The sequence below is a fragment of the Butyrivibrio sp. genome (genome assembly GCF_024699075.1).
This window is the reverse complement of record NZ_JAILQF010000342.1, coordinates 1-7,880: the sequence shown is the minus strand read 5'-3', so window position 1 is coordinate 7,880 and position 7,880 is coordinate 1. Positions and strand designations below refer to the sequence as shown.

5 protein-coding genes and 1 pseudogene are annotated in these 7,880 nt (G+C 38.2%); all 6 read left to right on the top strand.

Annotated features, from left to right (window positions below; genetic code table 11):
* Window positions 1–373: pseudogene (locus tag K6G87_RS13895) on the top strand (hypothetical protein); the annotation flags it as partial.
* A gap of 2 nt (window positions 374–375) precedes the next feature.
* Complete coding sequence (locus K6G87_RS13890; protein ID WP_296838506.1) at window positions 376–1,302, top strand: hypothetical protein; 927 nt, start codon at window positions 376–378, stop codon at window positions 1,300–1,302.
* 16 nt (window positions 1,303–1,318) lie between these two features.
* On the top strand, window positions 1,319–3,121 hold the full coding sequence (locus K6G87_RS13885) for a DUF2194 domain-containing protein (protein ID WP_296838505.1): 1,803 nt from the start codon (window positions 1,319–1,321) through the stop codon (window positions 3,119–3,121).
* A gap of 47 nt (window positions 3,122–3,168) precedes the next feature.
* Window positions 3,169–4,581 (top strand): GT4 family glycosyltransferase PelF, encoded by a 1,413-nt coding sequence (gene pelF / locus K6G87_RS13880; RefSeq protein ID WP_296838503.1) that lies wholly within the window; start codon window positions 3,169–3,171, stop codon window positions 4,579–4,581.
* Between the two features lie 75 nt (window positions 4,582–4,656).
* Window positions 4,657–6,156 carry an exopolysaccharide Pel transporter PelG gene (gene pelG / locus K6G87_RS13875; RefSeq protein WP_296838499.1) on the top strand — a complete coding sequence of 500 codons (1,500 nt, stop codon included), beginning with the start codon at window positions 4,657–4,659 and terminating at the stop codon, window positions 6,154–6,156.
* On the top strand, window positions 6,153–7,880 hold a 1,728-nt coding region (locus K6G87_RS13870), incomplete at its 3' end, for a CotH kinase family protein (RefSeq protein ID WP_296838496.1). The genes pelG and K6G87_RS13870, both read left to right, overlap by 4 nt.

The window sequence follows — 7,880 nt, the reverse complement described above, 5'->3', positions numbered from 1 at the left end:
TCATAAGGATATGACAGATAACGAGATTACAGATTTCAGACTGTTTAAGATAGACGGCGAGGGCAAGAGCGCCGATGAATGGGAAAAGATTCTTAGAGGAAAGACCAGATATAATGACTCTGTCTGCCTGGGAAATGACGGCAATATATATATTCTTACTACACAGGTTGATGATCAAGGTGAAGAGATCATCATTGGAAGATTTGAAAGAGCCGGCTTAAAGTGCGAGAAGATAGAAGATATGTATCCGGTAGAAGAGCCTGAGGAAGAAGAGACAGAGAGAGAAGAGACAGCAAAAGATGAGACAGCAAAAGATGAGACAGTAAAAGATGAGTCAGAGTCAGAAATTAAAGAGGTTAAAAGCGTAGAGTGATCATGGCATTTATGCTACTGGTACACCTTCTTGTAGTACTTACAATTGGTATACTGGCATTCGTAAATTTAATAAAGATACCTTACCCCTTTCTGGCAGTCGTATTCTGGGTGCCGGTATTTGGGCCTTTGTGTGCTGTGATAATTCATCTCTATTATGTCAGCGGAAGATCAGGCGCCAAATATTCTGATCTTGAGAGTATGAAAGCATCTCTTGTCTGGGACGAAGAAGAGCCTGCAAGGACGGTTGAGTCAGTTAATGATATTCCATTAGAGGATGCTCTTATTCTGGATGATCCTGCAGTTAGAAGATCAGTAATGCTTGACGTTCTTATGGAGAATAATCAGCAGTATGTAAGTGCCTTAAGCAAAGCCCGCCTTAACGATGATGTTGAGGTGGTTCACTATGCAACAACAGCTATGGCAGAGTTCTCCAAAGAGTACGAGCTTCGTCTTCAGCAGTATGCTACGCAGTATGCAGAAGCGCCTGACAATGAAAAGCTTATAGAAGAATATGTAGATTATCTTTCTAATTATATTAACAGCGGTCTGTGTGTTGGCCAGCTTCTTGAAATTCAGGTAAGTACCTATCAGCAGCTGCTTAAAAAACTTGTAAGAATTCATCCTACTAAGACACGTTATAAAGAGCTTGCATCCAGTTATATGGATTCAGGACATATGGGGCTTGCAGATGAACTTACTACATACCTTTATGATAAGTATCCAAATGATGAGGAGGCTTTTACTCTTCGCGTTCGTTATTACTATGAGACAAGACAGGGCAAGCTTCTTAGAAAGCTCATAAATGAATATGACCAAAAGGATATGTACAAATCAGTAGAACTTCGTAAACTTATTTCCTTCTGGAGTGATAGTACACAAGAATCTGCTGCAGGAAGAAGTGATCCTGACCTGGCAGGTCAGGTCTGAAAGGAGGGAAAAAGGCATGAAGAAGAACATACTTGTTCTTTTAAGGATAATGATAGGTTTTGCAGCCTTTTTCGTGATCCTTCTTATAGAAAGAGCGGGAATTCCATATAAAGCAGCAGAAGGCAATTCCCTTATCGTAGATATAGATAAGATAACTCATTATAAAGAAGCTTCTGGTCAAAATAGATGCCTTTTGATAATTGACTCAGGCGATGAAAACTCAGTAAAGGCAAGTGAAGAATTTAAGCAGATTCTAATAGATATTAGAGTGCCTTTTGATATTGCAGATATAGCAGAACAGATCCCTGATCCCACAGGCTATGACAAGGTGGTTATGGCGATCAAGCATCTGACATCTTTTGGAGAACAAATACTTGATTATACAACTTATGTGGAAAATGGCGGAAAGATTCTTTTTGGCCTTCCCATAGAAAGAGAAGAGACACTTGATATTATCATAGGAAAGCTGGGAATAACTGATGTAAGTTATGAACTTATAGAGGTAGACTACTTTGATCCTGAAGAAGAATTTATGCTGGGATCAACCGATGTTCCATATGCTATTGAGGATTATTATAGTTCTTCGATGCAGGTCAATCTTGATGAATCAAGTGAAGTATTTGCGACTTGCGGATCAACACCTCTTATATGGCGCAGAAAGTATGGTGATGGATATTTTGTAGTATGTAATTTTGGATACTGTGAAAAGGCATACAGAGGTATTTACAGTTCGGCATATTCACTCCTTGATGATGTTTGCATATATCCTGTTATCAATGCTGCAACCTTTTATCTGGACGATTTCCCGTCGCCTGTTCCAAAGGGAGACGGCAAATATATAAGACGCGACTATGGAATGGATATAGCAGAATTTTATACCAATGTATGGTGGCCAGATCTTCTTTCACTTGGCAAAAAGTATGACTATCCGTATACAGGTCTTATCATAGAGACTTACGAAGATCAGGTTAGCGGTGAGCTTAAAACCAATACTGATGTTGCTGATTACTATTACTACGGCAATATGCTCCTTAATGCAGGTGGAGAACTGGGATATCATGGTTACAATCATCAGCCTTTATGTAACAGTGATTTTGTATATACAGTAGATCTTGGCTATAAGCTTTGGGAAGATGATGATGAGATAAGGGATTCTTTGACAGAACTTATAGAGTTCTCGACAGGTCTTTTTCCAACAGCAAGGCTCCAGGTCTATGTGCCTCCGTCAAATGTTATATCAAAAGAAGGAATTGAGATCATAGATAATGAATATCCTGAAATAACAACAATAGCCTCTATATATACTTCAGTTGGAGATACATATAGCCAGGAGTTTGACGTCGATGAAAGCGGTATGATCAATACTCCGCGAATAGTATCTGGTGGTGTCAAAGATGATTATATGAGGATAACAGCCTTTTCGGAGCTTAATTATCATCTGGCTGCATCACACTTTATGCATCCTGATGACCTTCTTGATGAGGATAGGGGTGCTGCACTTGGCTGGGAATCCATAAGTAGCACAATAGAAGAGTATATGGTCTGGATCAATGAATCAGCTCCTCCTATAAGGCATCTTACAGGAAGCGGAATAGCAGGTGCAGTTCAGAGATATACCAATCTTGTTATAGATATAGATCAAAGAGAAGATGGAATTACAATTAAGGCTGATGGCCTTATTGATACGGCTTACTGCCTTGTAAGAGTTAACAGAGGCCAGCTTGGAAGCGTACAGGGCGGATCTCTTACATATATAAAGGGTGATCTGTACCTGCTTGAAATAACTGATAGTACAGTGGAAATTGAGTATACGAAATAGATAAATATAATCTTTAGTGATGTGCGTAAAATAGGAAAGGACTTAACGTGAGAATCTGTCTGATACTAGAGGGTAGTTACCCGTATACACATGGCGGAGTATCGTCATGGACTAATCAGATGATAAATGCAATGAAAGAGCATGAATTTGTGCTCTGGGTTATAGGTCCGCGCGCTAAAGACAAGGGGAAATTCTTTTACAAGATTCCCAAAAATGTAGTTGAGATCAAAGAGGTATTTCTTGATGATGCACTTAGAATAAAGCCTGACAAAAAGAAGCTTCCTTTAATGAAAGATGAGGAAAAAGAAGCTTTGAAAGATCTTCTTGACTGCGAACATCCAAATTGGGAAGTGCTTCTTGAGCTCTTTCAGGATAAAGGCGTAAACCCCTCATCCTTCCTTATGAGCCAGGAATTTCTTGAAGTACTTCAAAAGTTGTGTGATGAAAAATATCCCTATGTGCCTTTTGCAAATACATTCCATACAATGAGATCCATGCTCCTTCCTGTTTTGTATATGCTGATGCAGGATGTGCCAAAGGCTGATATGTATCACACAATATGTACAGGATATGCAGGTATCCTTGCTGTTACAGGCGGCTATAAAACAGGTAAACCAGTTCTTCTTACAGAGCATGGTATCTATTCAAGAGAAAGAGAAGAAGAAATAATAAGAGCACACTGGGTTCAGCCGGCTTTTAAGAGGCAGTGGATCAAGTTCTTCTATATGCTTTCTGATGCGATCTATACAAGAGCTGCTAAGATCACATCACTTTTTGACAGAGCCATGAAGACTCAGATAGAACTTGGGGCAGATCCTTCAAAATGTTCAATTATATCTAACGGTATAGCATATGAAAGATTTTGCAATATACCTCTTAAAGCAGAAAATGGAATTATAGACATTGCTGCTGTGGTAAGAATCGCTCAGATCAAGGATATTAAGAGCATGATATATGCATTTCACGAACTTAAAAGTAAGAGATCTGATGTAAGACTTCATATACTTGGCGGCGTAGATGAAGAAGAATACAACGAGGAGTGTATTAATCTTGTGGATACACTTGGACTTAATGATGACATTATATTTGCCGGCCAGGTGGATGTTACAGAGTATATGAAAAAAATAGATTTTACAATTTTGACATCTATCTCTGAAGGCCAGCCTCTGTCTGTACTCGAATCACTTGCAGCGAGAAGGCCATGTGTTACTACAGATGTAGGATGTTGCAGAGATCTTCTTGAAGGAGGTCCTGGAGATCAGTTCGGAGTGGCAGGCTATCTCGCTCCTCCTATGCACAGAGAAGGAATTGCACATGCTATGGAGAGAATGTGCAGATCAAGAAGCGAACGCGAAAAGATGGGCGAGATCGGAAGAAAGAGAGTAGATGCATATTACAGACATGAAAATATGATAAAGCTCTATGAAGATCTGTATAAAAGCGCTGTTAATAAAAGTTAAAACAAAAGATAAAAATAGATAAACATAAAAAACAGAAGATAAAAAACAGAAGATAAAAAACAGAAAGGCTTACCTATGGCTGGAATTGGTTTTGAACTAAAAAAACTCTTTAAAGCTACAGGCGTACTTGGAGTTCTTCGTGCTTATGGATATACTGGCATGATAACTGCAGGCCCGATGCTTCTGGGCATTTTTTATCTGATGGGAATAGGTATAATAGGATCTCATTTTGGGCTTGGCCAGGAAAACAGAGAACTTCTCACAAGTATGATCACCTATAACCTTCTTATATCGCTTATGGTTACAAGTGTTTTCGGCATGGTTGTAACAAGATATATATCAGATATGCTCTATCAGGAAAGTGAAGATAAGGTGCTTGGATCTCTTTCTGGAGTCCTATTTATAATACTTCCAATTGGCTGCCCTTTGTATGGAGTTTTTCAGATAGTCTTTGGTATTAAGCTCATACATTTAGTGCTTAATATTACAATGCTGGCTGAGCTTTTGTGTGTATGGATGATGATGAATTATCTTACTGCCGTTAAAAATTATAAAGGTATACTGATTGGATATGTTATATCGATAATAGTATCTCTTGGTGGGGCAACTCTTGCCTGCAGGTTTGTTGGCGTTTCGATAGAAATTTTACTTATGTTTGTCTGTCTTGGATACGGAGTTATGATGTGCGTTGACATAGCTCTTTTGTATCAGTATTTTCCAGCAAAGGGCAACGATTATTTTTCTTTTCTTCACTGGATAGACGAGTATAAGTCATTGGTGGTTATAGGCTTTTTCTCAGGTATAGGTCTATATTCACATCTTGTTATCGCATGGTTTTCAGGTGTTGGCAAGCATATACAGGGACAGTATTATGGAGCTCCGCAGCATGATATTCCGGCTCTGTTTGCTTTTATGACTATACTTATTACCAATATCAATTTTGTGGCATCTGTCGAGGTACACTTTTATCCCAAATACAGAAAGTATTATGACCTTTTCAATGGAAAAGGCTCCATTGGAGAAATTAATGTTGCAGAAAAAGAGATGAAAGAGGTTCTCTTACATGAGCTTGTGTATACTGCAAGAAGGCAGTTTTATGCAACTGCGCTTATGCTTTCGATAGGTATGACTCTTCTTAATAAACTTCCGCTTGGTTTTGATGATCTTATGGACGGATATTTCAGGATACTTTGTGTAGGTTATGGTGTATATGCGATTGGAAATGTGATAATGCTGATCCTTATGTACTTTACAGACTATGAAGGGGCCGGGATATCGACGATCATATTTGCAGGTGTATCAACAATAGGTTCTCTTATATCACTTAATCTTAATGTCAGATTTTATGGCTTTGCATTTGCAATAGGAAGTATGGCATATCTTATCTACTGCATTATAAGACTATACTTTTTCTTGCAAAATATTCCTTATCATATACTTGCGTCTCAGCCTATGGTGCGTAGGGAGACAAGAAGCGTATTTACCTTTTTTGGAGAAGATCTGAACAATATTTTTACAAGAGTAGTCAGATTTAGAAGGTCTATAAATAAAAAGGATAAAGAGGAGGCATTATGAAGACTAGCCGATTTGTATCCATGATATTTCTTATAGTTGCTCTTGTCTGCATCAGTATCTTTCAAAATGGATATGATGCTGCGGTAGAAGAGATAGAGCAGGAGTATCAGACATCTTCGAAGGTGGAAGAGGTCTCTTTTGCCGAGGATACAATAATTACTGACAATATATATGATAATTATGCGCTTTATGAAAATGATGATCCTTATGATGTAGTCACTATGTATCTTACAGTAAGAACTGGTAACGCTTCTGAGGGCACCAACCATACCTGGGAAGAGATCAATACCTATAGTGTTTATGATTATGATGAAATGGGCGTTGACAGATATATGGTAGCAGGACTTTTGCAGGTGGGAGATGAGAATGGCCCTACATTTGGAGAGCTTGGATATGGCGAAACAGCGCCTAATGCAACTGTTAATATAAGAGGTCAAACTTCATCACTATTTAGGCAAAAGAATTACAAAATAGAAATAAAGGATAATAAGGGAGATTTCAGAGGGCAGACTACAATCGCTTTGAATAAGCATGAACAGGACGGTTTAAGATTCAGGAACAAGCTCTGCTTTGATCTTATGACGGGCATTGATGAGATGATGAGCTTAAGGACTCAGTTCGTGCATCTGTATGTTAATGATCTTACGGATGGCTCTGATGACGGTTTTGAAGATTATGGTCTTTATACACAGGTTGAGCAGCTCAATAAGAATGCTTTAAAGGTGCATGGTCTTAATAAGGAAGGGCATCTTTATAAGATCAATTATTGCGAATTCTACAGGTACGAAGATGCTATAAAGCTTGTAGATGACCCTGACTTTGATCTTGATAAGTTTGAAACATATCTTGAAATTAAGGGAAATAATGATAATACAAAGCTTATAGAGATGCTTGAAGATGTCAATGACTATTCAATACCCATAGATACAGTCATAGAAGAGCATTTTAATATGGAGAATCTGGCATATTGGATGGCTTTCCATATTCTTACGGGTAATGTAGATACTTCCAGCCGTAACTTCTATATATATAGTCCGGTAAATGTAGATACTTGGTATATACTTTCGTGGGATAATGATGGAAGCTTTCCATCCAATGAAAATGAGATAAAAGGACGTACGGATTATGGTGGATGGCAGATGGGCGTTAGTAACTACTGGGGCAATGTATTGTTCCAAAGATGCTTAAAATCCGAGCATTTCAGGAAAGCTCTTGATGATGCCATAAATGATGAACTTGCATATATGACACCTGAAAGATTAACAGAAATGTTGGAAGGATATAGCAGCGTTGTAAAGCCATATGTTTTTACAGGAAGAGATGTTTTATATTCTCCTATTACAAGTGAACAGTATGACACTGTAATAAGCAGTATACCAAATGAGCCTCAAGCTCATTATCAGGAGTATCTTAATTCACTTGAAATGCCGCAGCCATTTTATATAGGTGAATTATCCTATGAAAATGGTATATTATCTACCTCTTGGGATTCTTCTTATGATTTTGACTCTGAAACTATAACCTATACTGTTAAGATTGCAAGAGACTGCGAGCTTAAAGATGTTATAGCTACTTATGAAGGGGTATGGACCAGCCTCGAGGAGCAGATAGTACTTGATCCCGGTAGTCAGTATTTTATCAGTATAACTGCGACCAATGAATCAGGCTATTCTCAGGGAGCTTTTGATTATTATATTACCGATTACAACTATTATTTTGGAATG

Coding starts and splice junctions, on each gene's coding strand:
- pelG (WP_296838499.1), top strand. CDS start 4,657: ATGGCTGGAATTGGTTTTGAACTAAAAAAACTCTTTAAAGCTACAGGC.
- K6G87_RS13885 (WP_296838505.1), top strand. CDS start 1,319: ATGAAGAAGAACATACTTGTTCTTTTAAGGATAATGATAGGTTTTGCA.
- K6G87_RS13890 (WP_296838506.1), top strand. CDS start 376: ATGGCATTTATGCTACTGGTACACCTTCTTGTAGTACTTACAATTGGT.